This is a genomic window from Pelosinus fermentans DSM 17108 (assembly GCF_000271485.2).
Taxonomy (GTDB): Bacteria; Bacillota; Negativicutes; order DSM-13327; family DSM-13327; genus Pelosinus; species Pelosinus fermentans.
The window spans coordinates 2,115,115-2,132,918 of record NZ_AKVN02000001.1; the positions used below are offsets into that span (position 1 = coordinate 2,115,115).

A 17,804-nucleotide genomic window follows, 5' to 3' on the forward strand; every position below is an offset into this window, starting at 1 on the left:
GTTCTTCTTCAGGCATCCATAAAACCATGTTCCATCATAATTTCTTCTAGTCGGTCTTGTGTCATTGGCTTGGGTATGACAAATAATTTATTGGTGTCAATGGCTTGGGCTAATGCGCGATATTCATCTGCTTGACCTGATTCTGGATCAAAGTCAACCACTGTCTTTTTATTAATTTCTGCCCGCTGTACCAGGTTGTCCCGAGGCACAAAGTAGATTAATTGGGAACCAATTTCTTCCGCAAATGCTTTTAAAAGCTCATATTCTTTATCGACTTTACGGCTGTTGCAAATAATGCCGCCTAATCTAACTTTACCATTAACAGCATATTTTTGAATACCTTTTGCAATATTGTTGGCAGCATAGAGGGCCATTAGTTCACCAGAGGCAACAATATAAATTTCTTCTGCCTTACCCTCACGAATTGGCATGGCAAACCCACCACAAACAACATCACCAAGGACATCATAAAAAACATAATCAAGATCTGGTGTATAAGCACCTAAGGATTCCAGCATATTAATTGAAGTAATAATACCACGGCCAGCGCAGCCCACACCAGGCTCAGGACCACCTGATTCAACGCACATCGTGCCAAGATAACCAGGCTTTAAGATATCATCTAAATCAATGTCATCGCCTTCATCACGCAAGGTGTCTAACACGGTTTTTTGACATAAGCCATGTAATAGTAGACGGGTGGAATCAGCCTTAGGATCGCAGCCAACTACCATGATTTTTTTGCCTGCTTCTGCTAAAGCACCTACCGTGTTTTGTGTAGTGGTGGATTTGCCAATGCCACCTTTCCCGTATATTGCAATTTGTCTCATAACTAAAATCCCCCTTTTAAAATTAGCTGATTTTCAATGATGAATCATTTGAATAGGAAGGCATAGAAAAACAAAAAAAGGCTATGTAGATAGGAGTATCTACATAGCCTTCAGTTTACCTACTGATCAGCGCTACCAAATGAGTTGCTAAATTAGAGGTACTAATGTTAACAACTGGTAAATAATGAGCAATTGTTTCAAACAGATGGTATCATTATTTATAAATAGTGTCAAGTACAAATAATAGAAAAACGATCGAAAAAATGCAATCAAAAATCAAGATAAAGAAAAGCATTTTAGTACTGAGACGTTCTTGATTTTTTTAAAAATAAGTATTGACAGGATAGTATCTTAGTGATACCATTTGTTCATAATAATTGAATACAGTTCTACCTAATTCTGCCAGGATAGCTAGCAGATAGGAAACTGGTCAGCTAATAAACTGAAGGTTAAAGAATGAATATTCTTTGGCCTTTTTTCTTTTGTACAGAGTAAATAGGCTGTACTAAATCCAAAGAGATATTTCATGTATTCATGATTAGTTTATTAAAAATGACAAGGGGTTGAATTTATGTCAATTAATCTTACGACACCAGAAGCTCAAATAAGAGAAAACAGATTGTCTTCTATAACTGGTTACAAAGGCTCTATAAAAGATTTGGCAACGCAAGCTGGTGGATGCTCTTTAAAAAGTGGGGAGCGAGGGTTTACGCAAACAACTGCTTGCAGCTTAGGTTGTGCTCAGGGGCAATTAGTGCTGATTAAAGATGCTGCGGTAGTTGGTCATAGTGCCATTGGATGCGGCTCAGATACGATACAAAGTAATATAAACAATCGCCGCGGTCAATTTTCCAGAGAGCTGGAATATACCAATATTAATTATATTAATACCAACATGACGGAAGAAGCCACTGTCTTTGGTGGTGCTGCTAAACTGCGAGAAGGTATACGAGAAGCTTATCGGCGGTTTAACCCTAAAGTAATATTTGTGACAACATCCTGCGTATCCGGGATCATTGGAGAAAATATTAGTGGAATACTGGAAGGATTAGCAGAAGAAATACCAGTACCCTTAGTTCCTGTTCATTGCGAAGGTTTTCGTTCTAAACTGTGGGCATCAGGGTTTGATGCAGCTTTTCACGCCATTTTGACTTATATTGTTAAACCGGCCGAAAAAAAGAACCCGAATCTGATCAATATTATTAACTTTTCCGGTATTGGCAGAAAAGAGGTTGTCCGATTACTGGGTCGTTTAGGTTTAGTGCCACAATTTCTCGTTCAATTCACTACTGTGGATCAACTAAGCAAAATATCAGAAGCGGCAGCGACTCTCAGCTTTTGCGGAACTTTAGGAAGTTATCTAGCCAGCGGTCTGGAAGAACATTTTGGTGTTCCCTACATCAAATCCTTACAACCACATGGAATCGCTGGTATCAATAGCTGGCTAAGAGAATTAGGGAAGGTACTGGGAAGAGAAGAAGAGGTTGAAAAACTCATTGAGGAAGAAACCGCTGCCATCGCTTCAGAGTTAGAGGAATTAAGGGAGAAGCTGAATGGTAAGCGAGTGGTCATTGGTATGGGACCAAGCTTTTCCCAAAATTATACGAGACTGTTGCAAGAGCTTGCCTTAGAAGTGGTATGGGCAGCAAGCTGGCATTTTGATCAGCGTCATGATTATGGTGAGATTCCGGCTACGATTTTAGATCTTGCTAAAAATGAAAAAGATATTCCTGCTTGCGTCAGTGAGCTTCAAGTTCATGAAATCAACAATCTACTGAGACAATTAAAACCGGATCTTTTTGTTTGCAGGCATCCTGGCATGGCAATTTGGTCTGCGAAACTAGGAATACCTACTATTTTTATTAATGATGAATATCAATCTTTCGGTTACCAAGGTTTAATTAATTTTGGCAATCGCGTTGCGGATACTCTAGCCAATCCAACTTTTGTCCAATATCTTGCTAGTAAAATTAAGCTGCCTTATACGAACTGGTGGTTAGAACAAGACGCCTTTACATTTTTGGGTGAGGCGCCTCCGAAGAAGAAAGAAAGAATTACTAAGGCGGTGGTGTAGTGGCTAAAGCTGCTAAGAAGATTAAAGTAATTGAACAAGTACGATACTCTTGTGCTTTGGCTGCCCTGCATTCTGTTTTGGCGATTGATAGGGCGGTTCCCATTCTTCATGCTGGTCCCGGCTGCGGTCAAAGATTATCGACAGCATTAAGCACTACGAATGGCTACCAAGGTACTGGCTATGCAGGGGGGCATGCTATGCCCTGCACCAACAGTACCGAAGCAGAGGTTATATTTGGCGGTGAAAAAAAATTAAAAGAGTTAATCACTCATAGTCTGGAAGTAATGGATGCAGATTTATATGTGGTTCTTACTGGGTGCACAGCTGATATTGTGGGAGATGATTCCACAGAAGTGGCAAGAGGCTTTCAAAAGCAAGGTAAACCAGTGGTTTGTGCTCAGACAGGGGGGTTTAGCGGCAATAATTTTGTTGGACACGAATTAATACTCGGTGCTATTATTGATCAATACTTGCAGCCATCAGAGGAAATAGAACCTGGTTTGGTTAATGTTTTTTCTATCGTTCCTTATTATGATGCTTTCTGGACCGGAAATTTAGAGGAAATTCGTAAGTTACTAGAAGCGATTGGCTTAAAAGCCAATATTATTTTTGGACCTGGCGGCGGAGTGAATGCGCTCAACAAGATCCCTAAAGCACAGTTTAATCTGTTATTGTCACCTTGGATTGGTTTAACCAATGTTCAGCAGTTAGAAGAAAAATTTAAAACTCCTTATTTACATTATCCAGTTCTGCCAATTGGACCGACTGAGACAAGTAAGTTTCTGCGAGCTATTGGTAAATATGCAGGACTGCCATCAGAGCAGGTGGAGGCCTCTATTGCGGAATTAGAAAAACCTTATGATTATTATATTGAAAGATCAGCTGATTATTTACTGCAAGCACGGGTAGGATTACCGAGCCGCTTTATCACAATTTCTGATAGTTTTTACGCACTGGGAATTTCTAAATTCTTAGTGAATGATCTTGGTCTTTTGCCAGGAACCCAGTTTATCATTGATAATATTCCTGCAAAATATCAGGCAGACTTAGAAAAAGAGTTTAAAGATTTAAGTCCAACAATTTCTGCGCCCGTCGTATTTACCAATGACAGTGGAACCATTCGTGAAAAGTTAAGAGAAACGAAGTTTCGTGGCAAACCGCTAATTCTTGGAAGTGCTTGGGATCAAATGATCGCGAAAGAGCTGAATGGATATCAGTTAAGTGTTTCTTTTCCTGTTGCGGATCGATTTATATTAAATAGCACCTACATCGGCTATAATGGAGCCTTACGTTTGGCCGAAGATATTTTTTCTGTGTTGGTAAGTTCCAATTATTAATGAAATAATTGGCAATATCTTAGGAATCAATCATTAATAGTTGCTTGATCATCTGCTTTAATTACTGGAAGTGAGACTCTTAGGTTGGCAGTTTAGTTTTGACAGAAGAGAGGATCAATTGAGTAGCAAGAAAAAAATGAACTGCCGCCTGGATTGAAGGCGGCAGTTCATTTTAGAGTATTGTCGTTTTCTTACTTTATGTGCTTAACCAGTTCTACGGCCAAGCCGATATACTTTTGCGGCGTCAAAGCGAGTAAGCGAGTTTTATCTTCTTTTGGCAACTCTACGCTTTCGATAAAAGAACGAATTTCTGCTTCCCCAATTGCTTTTCCTCGAGTAATTTCTTTTAACTTATCATAGGCATTCGTATGTCCATGCTTACGCATCACGGTTTGTACAGCTTCTGATAGGACCTCCCAAGCATCAGTCAAGTGACTTTCAATAACCTGATTATTAGCCAGGGTTTTGCCAAAACCTTTTAAAGCATAAGACAAGGCTATATGAGAATATCCAATGGCAGCTCCTATATTGCGTTGCGCCGAGGAGTCGCTAAGATCTCTTTGTAAGCGGGATATAGGCAGTTTATTTGCAAGATGATCCAGTAGCGCGTTACTAAGCCCCAGATTTGCCTCTGAGTTCTCAAAATCGATAGGGTTGACCTTATGAGGCATGGTTGATGAGCCAACTTCACCGCTTATGGTTTTTTGTTTAAAATAACCCAAAGAGATATACAGCCACATATCTCGGTCAAAATCCAGGACAATATTATTAAAACGGTTGATGGCATGAAAACACTCTGCAACATAATCATGAGATTCTATTTGGGTTGTCAGCGGATTGTATTCCAGACCCAGTCCCTCGACGAAATTCTTGGCAACATTTTCCCAGTCGATTTCAGGATAGGCAATTTGATGAGCGTTAAAGTTACCAACGGCTCCATTGAATTTTCCTAGAAACTCAAGACTGCGGATTTGTTTCAACTGTCGATTCCATCTGTATACAAATACAGCAAGCTCTTTTCCCATAGTGGTAGGAGACGCAGATTGTCCATGAGTATGTGCCAGCATTGCAACGTCTTTTAAGGTTTCGGCCTTGTTTGCCACTTCGGCAGCAAGCTTTTTAGCTGCTGGCAGCCAAACTGTATGGATTCCGTCCTTTAGCATTAATGCATAGGATAAGTTGTTGATATCCTCAGAAGTACAAGAAAAATGAATAAACTCAAGAACATCAGATAATGAAGTCGTACTCAGTGTATCTCTTAAGAAATATTCAACAGCTTTCACATCATGATTCGTAATTTTTTCGATCGCCTTAATTTTTAAAGCAACTTCCTCATCAAAAGTAGTAACAATCTTTCGCAGCAACTGTACTTCGTCAGATGTAAAAGTTCGTACTTGTTTGAATGCGGGGTTAGATGCCATGGTAATCAGCCATTCAATTTCTATATGGGTGCGATATTTCATTAATGCCCATTCTGAAAAAAAGTCGCCTAATGGTTTGGTAACAGATTCATAGCGTCCGTCAAGCGGAGTTAAAGATTTAATACTCATAAATACCCTCTTTATTCTATAGATTTTTGTAAAAACCCTAAGTAAGCAGCGTAAGCGTAAGATAGGGTGTCAAATGCATGACGCACTGTATACATTTTTGGGTTGCTAGTATTATTTTATCACTATAGTCAAACTTTTTCCAAGAAGAAATATCGTATTTCGATATATATTGTCAAAAAAGATAGTGATAGAAACGAAAGCAACAGTGCTTGCGGCCAATACACTAGGTTTAAGATATTTATCAAGGGTTCTTTTTAAAGACTTGACAGATAAAGTTAATAAGTACTGGAGTTAAAAAGGACTTGAATTCTAAATCCAAATGCAGTAATATTTAAGCGACTAGTAATTTAGAAACAAAATTAGGACTGAGAAAATATTTAAGGCTAAGATCGTTGTATCCTAACAAAGGAGATGTCTTAGTCTTTTTTAGATTTGTAGTTTAATAGTTAGGAGGTGTAGTTTCTATGATCTATCTGGATAATGCTGCCACCTCTTGGCCTAAACCGGAAAGCGTATATCAAATGGTTGACAAGGTTATGCGGCAAATCGGAGCAAATCCTGGCCGTTCGGGGCATACCATGGCAATTGAAGCTGGCAGGCTGGTTCAAGAAACAAGAGAATTAGCGGCAGCATTGTTTGCGATTCCTCATCCGTCTCAGGTGGTATTTACCTTAAATGTTACTGATTCTCTTAATCTGGCTTTAAAAGGATTGTTGCAGCCAGGTGATCATGTTATTACCAGTTCTATGGAACATAATGCTATGGCTCGCCCCTTAGAAGCGCTGCGTAAAAATGGAGTAACTGTTACCAAGGTGGCGACATCGCCTGTTAATGGAATTTCTCTCCGGGAGATTCAGAATGCTATTCAGGCAAATACCAAGTTAATTGCCATAACTCATGCTTCTAATGTGACTGGTACGTTAAATCCCATTGGGGAAATTGGAAAAATTGCAAAAGAGTTTGGTGTTGCCTTTTTAGTGGACTGTGCTCAAACTGCAGGTGTTTTTCCAATCAATGTGCAGGAAATGGGAATTGACCTTTTGGCTTTTCCAGGTCATAAATCTTTATTAGGCTGTCAGGGTGTTGGCGGGCTATATGTCCATAAGGGGATTACGCTAAAAACCTTGCGTGAAGGCGGTACTGGCAGCCATTCCGAGTCTTTAGAACAACCGGATGAATTACCAGAACGATATGAGAGCGGCACACTTAATACTTCAGGAATTGCCGGACTTGGAGCCGGAATTCGATATATCATGGAAACCGGTATGGAAAAGATAAAGCAGCGGGAAGGAAAATTGACAAATCTGTTAGTAGCAGGTTTGGCGAAAATACCGGGAGTGGTGCTTTATGGTCCGCCATTGGGACAGCAGCGAGCTGCTGTTGTGTCTTTTAATCTTGAGCAGATCAGTGCGAATGAGCTGTGTATGATTTTGGATAAATCCTTTCAAATTGCTGTCCGTCCAGGTCTGCATTGTGCCCCGGATGCTCATCGAGTACTGGGAACCTTGCAGGGAGGCACAATCCGTATTAGTCCAGGCTATTTTACTACAGAAGAAGAAATAGAAACGTGTTTGCAGGCAATTACTGCGATTGGGAAAGAATTGGTGGAGGAAATGAAATGATACATGTACCAGAACGATACTCCAGGCAAGCTATTTTTCAAGGTATTGGTCCAGAAGGTCAGGAGAAGATTGGGCACAGTCGGGTGGCGATCATTGGTTTAGGAGCACTGGGAACTGTAGTTGCCAATAACTTGGTGAGAGCTGGGGTTGGATATATACGCTTAATTGACCGTGATTTTGTAGAGCTAAGCAATTTACAGCGGCAAACGATTTTTGATGAAGCGGATGTTCGTGAGCAACTACCTAAAGCCGTTGCAGCTGCTCAGCATTTGGAAAAGGTCAATTCAGAAATAACACTAGAGGCAATTGTCAGCGATGTGAATGCCGCAAATATTGAAACGCTGTTAACGGATATTGACCTTGTTATGGATGGCACCGATAATTTTGAGACTCGCTTCCTTTTAAATGATATCTGTTTAAAAAAGAATATTCCTTGGGTGCACGGGGCTGTATTGGGGAGTTATGGTCTTACTGCGAACATGATTCCAGGACAAACTCCATGTTATCGATGCTTCATGCCTGGAATACCAGAAACAGGGGCTAGCGGCACCTGCAGTTCAGTTGGAGTGCTGAATATGATTACGGGTATCATTTCATCTTATGCATCTGCAGAAGCTTTAAAAATACTGGTTGGCAGTTCTGATATCAGAAAGTCAGCCCTTTTCATTGATGTTTGGAATAACTCTTTTCATAGCAAAGAGCTATCGAGGCAATCAGACTGTCCTGCCTGTGTTAAACATGAATATCATTATCTTACTAAAGAAAAAGGAACCTATACGACTTTGCTATGTGGACAAAAGGCGGTGCAGATTGTGCCAGGTCAGGTACGCAAGATGGATTTTACCGATCTTCTAAAGCGTTTGGCTCATGTAGGAGAAATTCAATCCAATCGTTTTCTTTTGCGTTTGAAAATTCATGAGATAGAAATAACTCTTTTTGCTGATGGACGGGCGATTATCAAAAATGTTGAAAATGAAAATAAAGCCAAGGCCCTTTATACAGAGTATTTTGGATTGTGATCAATATGCAATGCATTACACGTTGTATATTGCTTGCTATAAGGAAATCAATTAAGTGAAAATGATTGACAAAAATAGTTAAAAATGATATGTATGCTATAAGACTGATTAGAAAACTAAAGGTCAAAATAAATTTGGTTACGGCCAAGTTTGCTTTGATCTTTTTTTATGGAAATCATTATAATATAAAAGTAGCATCAGGAGAGCATTCTACATTGGAGCACTATCAACATGTTCATTTGAAAGGGGGCAGTTCTGTGCTGAAGAAAATCTTTTTACGTAGCTTATGGATCATGACATTAGTGATTGTCATTATGATTGTTCCGAGTGTACGTTTTCTTTTCTCAGCGGCGTCCTTGGGAAGTGCCGTTCCAGATCATATCACCTTAACGTGGAGGGATGATCCATAGACAACCCAGGCCATAACATGGCGAATGGATAAAGATGCTAAAGATGGGTTTATTGAATATGGGGAAAGGTTTACGGAGGGACCTCTTCCCTATGATACTAGAACCGTTACTTCAATTGTAGAGGAATTATCAACTAATGCGGGAGATATGAGTATTCATTCAGTGAATCTCACTGGACTAAAACCTGGAACCTGTTATTATTATCGGGTAGGATATGGGAACATATGGACTGATTGGTACGAATTCACAACTGCACCTAAGAGTTCTTCTGCCTTTACATTTTTCATTTTTGGTGATTCTCAAAGTGTTGATTACAGCACTTGGGGTGCCACTTTGCATCAGGCCTTTCAAAACAATTCAAAAGCTGCATTTTTTATTAATACGGGAAATTTAGTGGCTGTTGGACAAGATTTCATGCAATGGAACGCTTGGCTGGAAGCCGCTAAAGGAGTTATTGATACCATTCCGGCTATGACAGTATTAGGAAAGCATGAAACCTATACAAAAGATAAAAAAATATCTCAGCCGATATTATACCAAACTCTTTTTAAACTGCCATCTAATGGTCCAGAACATTTGAAAGGAAAGGAGTATTCATTTGATTATGGTGATGTACATTTTGTGATGCTTGATAGCCAAATGAATGAAGAATGCTGTTCCTTTTCAGATGTATTGAGGGAAGAAAAAGCATGGTTAGAAAGAGATCTGCAAAATACGAATAAAAAATGGAAAGTGGCAGTTTTTCACCAGCCGATTTATAGCAATCAAGCAAATGCTATCGACGATGATAGTAAGAACGCCTTTGTGCCGATTTTCGATACATATCATGTTGATATTGCTTTCTCGGGATACGAACAGGTATATGCTCGGACCTATCCTTTGTATAATAATGAGAAGGTGGATGGTGCCAGCCAAGGGACAATTTATGTTACTGCCGGGAAAAGTGGTACAAAAGCATATCAGAGTTCAAAGGCTAAGCCATGGGATGAAGCTTATAATCCCTTAGATGAACCGACCTATCTTACAGTAGAAGTAAAACATTCGAGTATGGAGGTAAAGGTGTTCACCGGGCAAGGTTCTGTAATAGATGATTGGAAAATTGAGAAATTATCGGAATAAAAGACATACATGCTAGGAAGGGATAGGATTGGTTCCAGAAATACTGAGAAAGCAGTATTGAAAGACAAGACTGCTTAAATTGACTTTTATAATAATCAATGATATGATTTATTTAAATTTTATAAGTGGCGTTGTGTAAGCTGACTGTATGAAACAACAGAGGCTTCGAGCAAAATGTGTATTTTGCTCGAAGCCTCTTTATTTTCTGATTAACTAGGAGGTTCGGTATGAGTGTCATTAATCTTAAAGCATCAGAGGTTCAAACCCGAGAAGCACGTCTGGGGTCTATTACGGGATTTGCAGGAACTGCAGGTGAACTGGTTGGGTGCGCGCGCGCAGGTACGTTGAAAGAAAGTGAAAGAAGTTTTAGCCAATGTATGGGATGCAGCTCAGGCAATGCGTTTTGTCAATTTTCCATGATTCAGGACGCTATTGTTGTCAACCACGCTCCAGTCGGTTGTGCTGGAGATTTCTTTACTTTTAATTTTGTATATCGGGTGGGTCAAATGGAAAGAGATCTTTCACCGGTAATAGGAAGATACTTCAGTACAAATATTGAAGAGCAAGATACTATTTTTGGTGCAACTCAGAAGCTTGCTGATACGATTCGTAAAGCCTATGAAAGAGTCAGGCCAAATGCGATTTTCATTACAACTTCTTGTGCATCTGGAATTATTGGAGATGATGTGGAAGGTGTTGCAAATGACTTATCAGAAGAATTGGGGATCCCTGTAATCGCCTGTTTTTGCGAGGGTTTTAAATCAAAGATTTGGACTACAGGGTTTGATGCGGCATATCATTCCATTGTTAGAAAGCTTGTAAAGCCGCCAGAGAAAAAATCAAATAAGGTTAATGTTATAAATTTTTGGGGAAGTAAAATATTTGACGAACTCTTAAATCCACTAGGGTATGAAGTAGACTATATTGTTCCATTTTCAACAGTAGCCCAGTTGGAACATATTTCAGAAGCGGCAGCTACCATTCAAATTTGTTCCACCCTTGGGACTTATATTGGCGCTGCTTTAGAACAGGTTTATGGTGTGCCTGAGATCAAATCGCCGCCTGCTTATGGTATAGCGGGTACGGATCGCTGGATGAGAGAAATCGGCAGAGTTCTTGACAGCCAAGGGGAGATTGAAGAGGTGATTGCTAAGGAGCATGAACGCGTATTGCCGAAGCTTGAGGAATATCGTAATAAACTTCAGGGTAAAACAGCCTATCTAACGGCTGGTGCTGCCCACGGGCATGCTTTAATTGCACTTTTGCAGGAATTGGGAATGACCGTGCAGGGGGCGGCAATTTTTCACCATGATCCTATTTATGATAATGGTGATGTGGTCTCAGATGCATTGGCTCATGCTGTCAATACCTATGGTGATGTTCCCAATTATAACGTTTGTAACAAACAAGCTTATGAATTAGTTAATATTTTAAATAAAGTAAGACCTGATATCATGATTGCCAGACATGGCGGTATGACGATGTGGGGAGCAAAATTGGGGATTCCTACCCTTTTAATTGGCGATGAACAACTCAGCTTTGGCTATCAAGGGGTTCTAAACTATGCCGAAAGAATTTTAGAATCTCTTGATAACAAAGAGTTTGTCATTAACCTTGCTAAACACAGTACGATGCCTTACACCAAATGGTGGTTGGAGCAAGATCCATTTTCTTTTCTTAGGAGTGACTTAGATGTTAAAATTTATTGAACAACCGCGCTATTCTTGTGCTTTAGGCGCACAGCAATCTGTGATTGCCATAAAAAGAGCGGTTCCTATTTTGCATTCCGGACCTGGCTGCGGTGATAAAATCAACAGACTTCTTGGGCAAGGTGAGGGATACGCAGGTGGAAATACTGTACCTTGTACAAATGCAAGTGAATCTGAAATTGTTTTTGGCGGCGAACAAAAATTAGGTAATGTGATTGAGGGTGCTTTTAAAGTAATCGATGCAGATCTTTATGTTGTATTGACTGGCTGCACCTCTGATATTATCGGGGATGATATCGGGCAGGTGACAAGCGCTTACCAAGAACAGGATAGACCAATTGTATATGTTGAAACAGGTGGCTTTAAGAGCAATAATTATGTGAGCCATGAGACCGTGGTTAAAGCTATTATTGATCAATATGTAGATAAATTTAAAAAAGGAACGGACAAAATCAAAGGGCTGGTGAATGTATTTGCTACGGTTCCTTATCAAGATCCTTTCTGGAATGGGAATCTAGAGGAAATTAAGAGAATTTTGGAAGGGATAGGTCTTGGGGTTAATATTCTTTTTGGTGCAGAATCTGGTGGCATCAACGAATGGCAAAGTATTCCCCAAGCTGAATATAATGTTGTTATTAGCGCCTGGGCAGGCCTGGGAATTGCTCAGTACTTAGAGGGAAAATATGGGACTCCTTATATTCATTTCCCCTATTTACCCATTGGTGGTGAGGAAACAACGAAATTCTTGCGACAGGTTGCTGAGGTTACTGGTATTGATAGAAGTTATGCAGAAGCCTTTATTAAAAAAGAAGAAGAAAAGTTTTATATGCATATTGAACGTATGGCTGATTTTATATTGGAATTCAGGTATGGGCTTCCACGAAGATTTTATACAATTTTAGATGCTTCCTATGGGGTTGGTCTTTCAAAATACTTATTAAATGAACTTGGTATTCTTCCAGCCAAACAATTTATTATTGATGATACGCCAGAAGAATTTCAGGAAGCCATTCAGGAGCAATTTAATAAGATTTCTTCTCTACGCTCTGCCAAAGTCAGTTTCAATGTTGACGCTGGTGCTATTCAAGAGGAAATTAGAAAGGATGATCATAAACATCGAGCCTTGATTGTGGGAAGTGCCTGGGAAAGGGATTTGGCTACAGAAATTGGTGGTGACCTTCTAATCCTAAGTGTACCTGTTGCTTATCGACTTGTTTTAAATTGCGGTTATGCCGGTTATAATGGCGGACTGCGGGTAATTGAAGATATTTATGGAAAAGTCCTGGATACATACCGTTAGGAATTGATATCATAAGTACATAGCTTTAGAAGCAACTGACTAGGTGATGAACTAGAGGCTGTATTTCCCAGGTAATTTGGAATGCAGTCTTTTTGTTATGATGTATATATAAATAGTAAAAGAGGTAGGAAACATGATTACGTATCGAGAGATTGGCATTGTTCAGTCGCCTTTTAAAGAACCAAAAGGAACGCCCATTCAGTCACCAGCAGCACAAGATATTGATGGTGTGATCAGCATATATCCAGAATATGTGGAAGGATTGAAAGATATTGAAGGATTTTCTCATATTATTTTGTTATATCATTTTCATTTAGTGAAAGAGTCTTCCTTGCTGGTAAAACCATTTCTAGATACTAATTTACATGGTGTTTTTGCTACCCGATCGCCAAGCAGACCCAATCCGATTGGGTTTTCCATAGTGCGTCTTCTCAAAGTGGCAGAAAATAAACTCTATATTCGGGATGTAGATATTGTAGATGGAACGCCCCTTTTAGATATCAAACCCTACGTAGCGGAATTTGATGTAAGGAAACCAGAGCGGACTGGGTGGTTTGAGAAAAATTTACATAAGTTATCAACAACAAAAGACGATGGTCGTTTTGTTGAATAAATGTCATGCGCCAAGGGTTTACTTTGGCTGCATTTTAATAAACAGAATAAATAAGAGGAGTGGTATTATGTCTAAGGTTGCTGTTGCCAGTACGGATGGAATCTCTATTAATGAACATTTTGGCAGGTCGAAAGAATTTTTGATTTATGAAGTGGATGAAAAAGGAGAATATACATTCCTTGAGAGTCGTGACAATATCTCGCCTAACTCTCAGAATGTGCATGCCCATATTGCTAGTACGACAGCCGATTTGCTTACTGATGTGGAAGTAGTGCTGGCAAAGCAAATCGGGCCCGGAGCAGAGCAAGAGTTGAGAAATAAGGGAATTCTTGCTCTGTCAGTTAATAGTTCCATTGAAAAAGCATTGCAAGCTTATGGAAAACGAGGGAAATTTATAAAAAATAGTATTAAGCGGTCCGCTGGTTGTCAATCATCTTGTGGCACTGGTTCTTGCGGGGGATCTTCTCAGGGATGCAAATAGCTCTTTGATGCAAAAAAAAATAATGATAGGGATCAGTGTGCAGACTGAAGGCTAGGGCGGAGGTATAATCTGCACTGGCCTTTTCTTTTTTACAAGTTGATAAACAATGAATGAGAATGGTGCAGAATTAAAAAGTCGGGAAAGAAGAGAGGGATTTTGATGAATAACAAGGAAATCATTTTAAATTCAATAGTCGGTAAGGGGCGGGGAAGCGGAACGCGGCTGCCAGTGTCTTTGTTATCCGGAGGGACTTGGACCTTTAAACAAAAAGATTTTTCTTTATTAGATGTTCTCAAGCAGCCTCAAATTGCTTCTGAGAGTATTGTTGAAATGAGCCAGATTATACAATCCGATATTGTTTGGCCAGGTTCTGGCTATCACAACTTATTAGTCCATGTATTCGGAGGTGAAGTGAAGTTTCGCCATTTTGGAAATATTGATGTGCTGCGGCCCTTATTCCACAGGATTGCTGATTTAGATCAACTTCATCTCGAACAGTTGGATCAGCACGAATGGATTGCTAATCTTCGCTGGATCATTGGAGATGTGGCTGACAAGAGCGGAGAACAATATTTGGTCGGGACATCAAGCTGGGGACCTTTTACACTGGCGGGACAATTTTATGGTGTGGAGAAGCTGATGACAGGTGTATATAAAGATAAACAAGGCATACATGCCTTAATGGACTTAATGACAGAAATCTGTTTTCGCTATCTGGCTCCAGCTATTGATAAAGGTGCAGCCATATTGTCGATTGCTGAACCTACGGCATCAGGAGATTTGATATCATTAAGGCATTTTGAAGAATTTATTGCGCCTTATTTGGCAAAAGTAATTCGTAAGTTAAAAGAACATAAGGCTTTAATTGCGCTGCACATATGCGGCAATATTAAAGATCGTATTCACCTGGCTCCAGAATTAGGTGTGGATTTATTATCAGTAGATTATAAAGTTGATTTGCCCTTGGCTCAGAAAGCATTAAATGGGAAAATAGCATTAGCCGGCAATGTAAATCCTGTCATATTAAAAGATAAGTCACCGGAGGAGGTTGAAATAGCTGTAATAGAGTCGTTGCAGCACGTAAATACTGATCGTTTTGTAGTAATGCCTGGATGCGATATTCCACCTGGTGTTCCCTTAGCAAATGTGCAGGCATTTATTGCTGCTGGATCGAAATATAAAAGGATGATGAAGACATGTCAATGACGATCACTTATGAATTGGAGGATTCTTTATATCTTAATATTACGAATCGGTGCAGCAGTCACTGCTCTTTTTGTGTAAGAAATAATGCAGATGGTGTCATGGATGGAAAGAATCTCTGGCTGGAGCGGGAACCTACTATTGATGAAGTAATTGCCGATATTCAAAGGTATGATATTTCTAAGTATAAAGAATTCGTATTTTGCGGCTACGGAGAGCCTATGATGAGGGTCTATGATGTTATTGAAATATGCAAGAAACTAAAAGCTGAATATCAGCTCCCCATTCGTATTAACACGAATGGTCATGGAAATTTAATTTGTGGCTTTGATATTACTTCACAATTGAATGGAGTAATTGATTCTGTTTCGATTAGTCTTAATGCAAAAAATAAGCAGATTTATCAGGAACTGTGTCGATCTGATTATGGTGAGGCATCTTTTGATGGCCTTTTAGATTTTGCGGTTAAGTGCAAAAGGTATGTTCCACATGTGGCATTATCAGTAGTTAATGTGATGTGCGATAATGACATACGGGCTTGCAGAGCGATTGCTCAAAAGATCGGTGTAGATTTTAAAGTAAGAAAATTTGTACCATAAATTGATGAATTACATATATTGACATTCCAATATGGATTGTGCTATCATAGCAAGTAATTGAATATCTTTCTGCTGATCAGATAACTGAAGGCTAAGGAATTCCTTAACAGGGGGTTCGTTAGCCTTTTTTATTTTTCTGCTCAGTTAGTAGGTTATGAAAATAAAATTGGGGGTGTCTACAAGTGAGCCAAATTGAAGTATCAAAAAAGACGAAGCAAGAATCTGAGGTGGGCAGGTGGCTGAAAAAGGAAGATTCGTGGGCGATTATTATTGCCTTAGGTCTTGTTATCTTAACCACTATTACATTCTTTACTGGTGGCAGTAAATTTTTTACGACAATGGCTGTTGCTATTCCCGGTTGGTCTAATGATGCTAGTAAGTTAGCTGGTGGACTAGGGAAAAGTTTTCTTGGACTTATTTATTTATATGTTTTTTTCACAGCTGTTTTTGGTATTGGTGCTAAAGTTCTAGGATTTAATGTTAGACAATTCATAGCTGGCTTTACAACATTGTTTGTGGCGTCAATTCTTGTTACTGTTTTAGGATCTAATACATTTATTAAAGAAATGCAGTTGGAAACCCCTCTATTAGCACTAATAATCGGTTTATTGTTTGGCAACACGATGAAGCTTCCTGAATGGCTACATCAGGCTTTGCGTACTGAATATTACGTTAAAACGGGTATTGTCTTGATGGGGGCCACACTGCCTTTTACCATTATACTTAAAGCAGGACCAGCGGCAATTACTCAGGCTCTAATTGTATCTGTCGTAACCTTTGGTATTATTTATTTTGCAGCTACCAAATTGTTTGGCTTAGATCCCCGTTTAGGAGCTTGCCTTGGTGCTGGTGGCTCTATTTGCGGTGTATCTGGGGCAATCGCAATTGGCGGAGCTTGCCGAGCAGAGAAGCAGCATGTTTCAATAGCGATTTCAATGGTTATTATTTGGGCTGTTGCTATGATTTTCTTATTACCCTTTTGGGCAAAATCTTTAGGTTTAGCACCAGGGATTGCTGGTGCTTGGATCGGAACATCAGAATTTGCTGATGCAGCTGGGTTTGCCGCTGCTGAAGCAATTGGTGATGAACGGGCGGTTAAAACCTTTACCTTGATGAAGGTAGTAGGGCGAGACATGTTTGTTGGTATATGGGCATTTTTAGTGGCAATTTTATCCGTTACGGTATGGGAAAAGAAAAGTGCGAAAGACTCGGAACGTATTGATAAAAAGGAAATTTGGAATCGATTTCCTAAATTTATCATTGGCTTTTTTATTGCCTCTATCCTCACTACCGTAGTCATCTCTTTCCTGGATCAGAAAGCGGGTGCGGCCTATTCTAAAGATATTATTGGCACTCTTAAAACGCTGCGTGGCTGGACATTTACATGGACCTTTTTATGCATCGGTTTTACTACACGATTTCGTGAATTAACATCCGTAGGATGGAAGCCATTAGCAGCTTTTACCCTTGGTGTAATCGTTAATGTACCCTTGGGATATTGGCTGTCTAATGAAGTATTTGCAAGTTATTGGCTGAGTATAAAATAAAATGGTAGAATATATTACACGTATTACGATGAAGGTCATTAACAGGGAAGAGTTAGATACTAATAATCTCAAAAAGGTCAGCGAAATTGATGCAAATTGCGTTCGTAGTTTTGGTCATCAACTGGCAGAACGCAGTGAGCGTGTTGCAGCGATGATGGAGAGATTAGCAGAAAAAGGATTTACTTTTACTGCCAATCAAGATTCTGTTATTGCTGAATCAACAAAAGTAGAAGCGCAAGCTGCTAAGATATATTTATTACAAGAGGGATTCCATGATTCAGAGTTTCAAGTGTATTTGGAATACACTCGTAAATGGGGAATGTTATAGAAAAATAAAAAAACACTTGCATTTTTCAAATCATTGAGTATAATAATACAAAGAGCAACTTTA

Annotated in this window: 16 protein-coding genes; 14 read left to right on the plus strand and 2 right to left on the minus strand. The window is 39.5% G+C overall.

From position 1 onward, the window contains the following. Positions 1-8: 8 nt before the first annotated feature. Positions 9-830 carry a nitrogenase iron protein gene (gene nifH / locus FR7_RS09495; RefSeq protein WP_007936450.1) on the minus strand — a complete coding sequence of 274 codons (822 nt, stop codon included), beginning with the start codon at positions 828-830 and terminating at the stop codon, positions 9-11. 571 nt (positions 831-1,401) lie between these two features. Between nifH and FR7_RS09500 the strand changes: the two genes are divergently transcribed. Both FR7_RS09500 and FR7_RS09505 read left to right on the plus strand, forming a co-directional pair. Next, positions 1,402-2,904 (plus strand): nitrogenase component 1, encoded by a 1,503-nt coding sequence (locus FR7_RS09500; protein WP_007936452.1) that lies wholly within the window; start codon positions 1,402-1,404, stop codon positions 2,902-2,904. Next, on the plus strand, positions 2,904-4,241 hold the full coding sequence (locus FR7_RS09505; RefSeq protein WP_007936453.1) for a nitrogenase component 1: 1,338 nt from the start codon (positions 2,904-2,906) through the stop codon (positions 4,239-4,241). The genes FR7_RS09500 and FR7_RS09505 overlap by 1 nt, the downstream gene beginning before the upstream one ends. A gap of 191 nt (positions 4,242-4,432) precedes the next feature. Here the strand turns inward: FR7_RS09505 and purB are convergent, their stop codons facing one another. Next, positions 4,433-5,791 (minus strand): adenylosuccinate lyase, encoded by a 1,359-nt coding sequence (purB, locus tag FR7_RS09510; protein WP_007936455.1) that lies wholly within the window; start codon positions 5,789-5,791, stop codon positions 4,433-4,435. Positions 5,792-6,255: 464 nt separating this feature from the next. Between purB and FR7_RS09515 the strand changes: the two genes are divergently transcribed. The 12 genes from FR7_RS09515 (at position 6,256) to FR7_RS09570 (ending at position 17,741) form a co-directional block, all read left to right on the plus strand. Further along, positions 6,256-7,413, plus strand: coding sequence for an aminotransferase class V-fold PLP-dependent enzyme (locus FR7_RS09515; protein ID WP_007936457.1), 1,158 nt, complete (start codon positions 6,256-6,258; stop codon positions 7,411-7,413). Continuing rightward, on the plus strand, positions 7,410-8,432 hold the full coding sequence (locus FR7_RS09520) for a ThiF family adenylyltransferase (RefSeq protein ID WP_007936458.1): 1,023 nt from the start codon (positions 7,410-7,412) through the stop codon (positions 8,430-8,432). The genes FR7_RS09515 and FR7_RS09520 overlap by 4 nt, the downstream gene beginning before the upstream one ends. A gap of 65 nt (positions 8,433-8,497) precedes the next feature. Further along, positions 8,498-8,842 carry a hypothetical protein gene (locus FR7_RS09525; protein ID WP_017531329.1) on the plus strand — a complete coding sequence of 115 codons (345 nt, stop codon included), beginning with the start codon at positions 8,498-8,500 and terminating at the stop codon, positions 8,840-8,842. A gap of 12 nt (positions 8,843-8,854) precedes the next feature. Beyond that, positions 8,855-9,961 (plus strand): purple acid phosphatase family protein, encoded by a 1,107-nt coding sequence (locus FR7_RS09530; RefSeq protein WP_255348797.1) that lies wholly within the window; start codon positions 8,855-8,857, stop codon positions 9,959-9,961. Between the two features lie 227 nt (positions 9,962-10,188). After that, positions 10,189-11,670 (plus strand): nitrogenase component 1, encoded by a 1,482-nt coding sequence (locus tag FR7_RS09535; RefSeq protein WP_007936461.1) that lies wholly within the window; start codon positions 10,189-10,191, stop codon positions 11,668-11,670. Then, positions 11,654-12,970 carry a nitrogenase component 1 gene (locus tag FR7_RS09540; RefSeq protein ID WP_007936462.1) on the plus strand — a complete coding sequence of 439 codons (1,317 nt, stop codon included), beginning with the start codon at positions 11,654-11,656 and terminating at the stop codon, positions 12,968-12,970. Before FR7_RS09535 ends, FR7_RS09540 begins: the two co-directional genes overlap by 17 nt. 133 nt (positions 12,971-13,103) lie before the next feature. Then, entirely contained in the window at positions 13,104-13,583 is a 480-nt protein-coding gene (gene tsaA, locus FR7_RS09545) for a tRNA (N6-threonylcarbamoyladenosine(37)-N6)-methyltransferase TrmO (protein ID WP_007936464.1), read from the plus strand. A gap of 67 nt (positions 13,584-13,650) precedes the next feature. Next, on the plus strand, positions 13,651-14,064 hold the full coding sequence (locus FR7_RS09550; RefSeq protein WP_007936472.1) for a NifB/NifX family molybdenum-iron cluster-binding protein: 414 nt from the start codon (positions 13,651-13,653) through the stop codon (positions 14,062-14,064). A gap of 159 nt (positions 14,065-14,223) precedes the next feature. Then, the gene (locus tag FR7_RS09555) at positions 14,224-15,270 is read left to right on the plus strand and encodes a uroporphyrinogen decarboxylase family protein (RefSeq protein WP_007936473.1); all 1,047 of its coding nucleotides are present in this window, start codon (positions 14,224-14,226) and stop codon (positions 15,268-15,270) included. Further along, positions 15,261-15,866 carry a TIGR04100 family radical SAM protein gene (locus FR7_RS09560; RefSeq protein WP_007936475.1) on the plus strand — a complete coding sequence of 202 codons (606 nt, stop codon included), beginning with the start codon at positions 15,261-15,263 and terminating at the stop codon, positions 15,864-15,866. Before FR7_RS09555 ends, FR7_RS09560 begins: the two co-directional genes overlap by 10 nt. A 182-nt stretch (positions 15,867-16,048) precedes the next feature. Continuing rightward, entirely contained in the window at positions 16,049-17,413 is a 1,365-nt protein-coding gene (locus FR7_RS09565; protein WP_007936481.1) for a YeiH family protein, read from the plus strand. A 1-nt stretch (position 17,414) separates the two neighbouring features. Then, positions 17,415-17,741 carry a hypothetical protein gene (locus FR7_RS09570; RefSeq protein WP_007936483.1) on the plus strand — a complete coding sequence of 109 codons (327 nt, stop codon included), beginning with the start codon at positions 17,415-17,417 and terminating at the stop codon, positions 17,739-17,741. Positions 17,742-17,804: the final 63 nt, after the last annotated feature.

Excerpts from the sequence above, each read along its gene's own strand:
- FR7_RS09550 (WP_007936472.1), top strand. The coding sequence starts at position 13,651 with ATGTCTAAGGTTGCTGTTGCCAGTACGGATGGAATCTCTATTAATGAA.
- tsaA (WP_007936464.1), top strand. The coding sequence starts at position 13,104 with ATGATTACGTATCGAGAGATTGGCATTGTTCAGTCGCCTTTTAAAGAA.
- purB (WP_007936455.1), bottom strand. The coding sequence starts at position 5,791 with ATGAGTATTAAATCTTTAACTCCGCTTGACGGACGCTATGAATCTGTT.
- nifH (WP_007936450.1), bottom strand. The coding sequence starts at position 830 with ATGAGACAAATTGCAATATACGGGAAAGGTGGCATTGGCAAATCCACC.
- FR7_RS09500 (WP_007936452.1), top strand. The coding sequence starts at position 1,402 with ATGTCAATTAATCTTACGACACCAGAAGCTCAAATAAGAGAAAACAGA.
- FR7_RS09540 (WP_007936462.1), top strand. The coding sequence starts at position 11,654 with ATGTTAAAATTTATTGAACAACCGCGCTATTCTTGTGCTTTAGGCGCA.
- FR7_RS09535 (WP_007936461.1), top strand. The coding sequence starts at position 10,189 with ATGAGTGTCATTAATCTTAAAGCATCAGAGGTTCAAACCCGAGAAGCA.
- FR7_RS09555 (WP_007936473.1), top strand. The coding sequence starts at position 14,224 with ATGAATAACAAGGAAATCATTTTAAATTCAATAGTCGGTAAGGGGCGG.
- FR7_RS09520 (WP_007936458.1), top strand. The coding sequence starts at position 7,410 with ATGATACATGTACCAGAACGATACTCCAGGCAAGCTATTTTTCAAGGT.
- FR7_RS09570 (WP_007936483.1), top strand. The coding sequence starts at position 17,415 with ATGGTAGAATATATTACACGTATTACGATGAAGGTCATTAACAGGGAA.
- FR7_RS09515 (WP_007936457.1), top strand. The coding sequence starts at position 6,256 with ATGATCTATCTGGATAATGCTGCCACCTCTTGGCCTAAACCGGAAAGC.
- FR7_RS09560 (WP_007936475.1), top strand. The coding sequence starts at position 15,261 with ATGTCAATGACGATCACTTATGAATTGGAGGATTCTTTATATCTTAAT.